The organism is Anaerosporobacter sp. (genome assembly GCF_965301125.1).
In genome coordinates this window covers 20,042-21,661 of record NZ_CBDLAM010000057.1, presented here as the reverse complement: position 1 = coordinate 21,661, position 1,620 = coordinate 20,042, and the positions used below count along the sequence as shown (strand labels likewise).

1 protein-coding gene is annotated in these 1,620 nt (G+C 32.4%); it reads right to left on the bottom strand.

What is annotated here, in order from left to right:
* Nucleotides 1–349: 349 nt before the first annotated feature.
* Nucleotides 350–1,570 (bottom strand): threonine ammonia-lyase, encoded by a 1,221-nt coding sequence (gene ilvA / locus ACW2QF_RS08425; RefSeq protein WP_455715557.1) that lies wholly within the window; start codon nucleotides 1,568–1,570, stop codon nucleotides 350–352.
* Nucleotides 1,571–1,620 lie beyond the last annotated feature (50 nt).

The window sequence follows — 1,620 nt, the reverse complement described above, 5'->3', positions numbered from 1 at the left end:
GTTCTGTGCATACCTATAAAATAATAATATTATGTAATTTTTAATTAGGGATTTTATTTAAGAATTTAATTTGAGAATTAATTTAGTGCTTAATTAAAAAAATAACTTTAATTAAGATCATCACCAGAATTACACTTAGATTCTAAGTTATAACACGTTATGTTATCATTTTAGAAAATAGTTAACATAGACCGTTAGGTAATTATTAGATAACACAGGACTTTATAATCATTGATAAAAGAAGTATATCATAGATGTAATAAAATGTAAACATATATTCCATACCCCCCTAGATATATTTAAAACTATTATCTAGGGGTTTGTCTCATGACATTAGATTATTTTGTCATTAGTTATATATACTCTTAGGTTGAACAATCTCAGGATTGTAACCATGTTCTTTTAATGCACGAACAATCTTCTCTTTGTGATCATGTCCATACGCTTCCATAGTAATCTCTAATTCAACTGCACTATGACGATTGATACTTACAAACTGGTTATGCTCTAACTTGATAACATTACCTTGTTCTTTAGCAATAACAGAAGCAACATTAACAAGTTCTCCTGGACGGTCAGGAAGTTGAACTGTAACTGTGAATACTCTTTCACGTTCAATCAATCCATGTTGAACAATTGATGACACTGTTATCACATCCATGTTTCCACCACTCAAAATTGAAACAACCTTCTTGTTTTTGCAATCAAGGTGCTTTAATGCAGCTACTGTTAGTAATCCCGAATTTTCAACTACCATCTTATGACTTTCAATCATATCAAGGAATGAAACAATTAGTTCATGATCATCTATCGTAATGATATCATCTATATTTTTTAGTATGTACGGAAAGATATTAGTTCCTGGTGTTTTAACTGCTGTACCATCTGCAATTGTTTCAACTCCTGGTAGAGTAACTACATGACCTGCTTTTATAGACTCTTGCATACAATTGGCACCCGACGGTTCAACACCAATTACTTTAATATTGGGATTTAATAGTTTTGCTAAAGTAGATACACCTGCTGCTAATCCACCTCCACCAATTGGCACTAATATAATATCTACTGTCGGTAACTCTTTGACGATCTCCATTGCAATTGATCCTTGCCCTGTAGCTACTACTTCATCATCAAATGGATGAATGAACGTATATCCATTTTTTTCTGCTAATTTACATGCATGTTTGTACGCATCATCATAAACATTACCATATAACACTACGTCTGCCCCATAGCTCTTTGTACGATTAACTTTGATTAATGGAGTGGTTGTCGGCATTACAATCGTTGCTTTTGCATTATATAATTTTGCGGCATAAGCAACACCTTGTGCATGATTGCCTGCAGATGCTGTAATTAGACCTTTCTCTCTTTCTTCCTTTGTTAAAGTGCTAATCTTATAATATGCTCCTCTAACTTTATAAGCTCCAGTAAACTGCATGTTTTCTGGTTTTAAATATACTTTATTACCAGTTGTGTCTGAAAAGTAATCACTATAAACAAGTTTTGTTTGAAGGATTACTTTTTTGACTGCTTCGCTCGCCTCTTCAAATTTCTCCAATGTCATCATCGTTTTGTCTCCTTTATTTATAATCTAATTAACTATGTACTAGTTATCAT

Coding starts and splice junctions, on each gene's coding strand:
- ilvA (WP_455715557.1), bottom strand. CDS start 1,570: ATGATGACATTGGAGAAATTTGAAGAGGCGAGCGAAGCAGTCAAAAAA.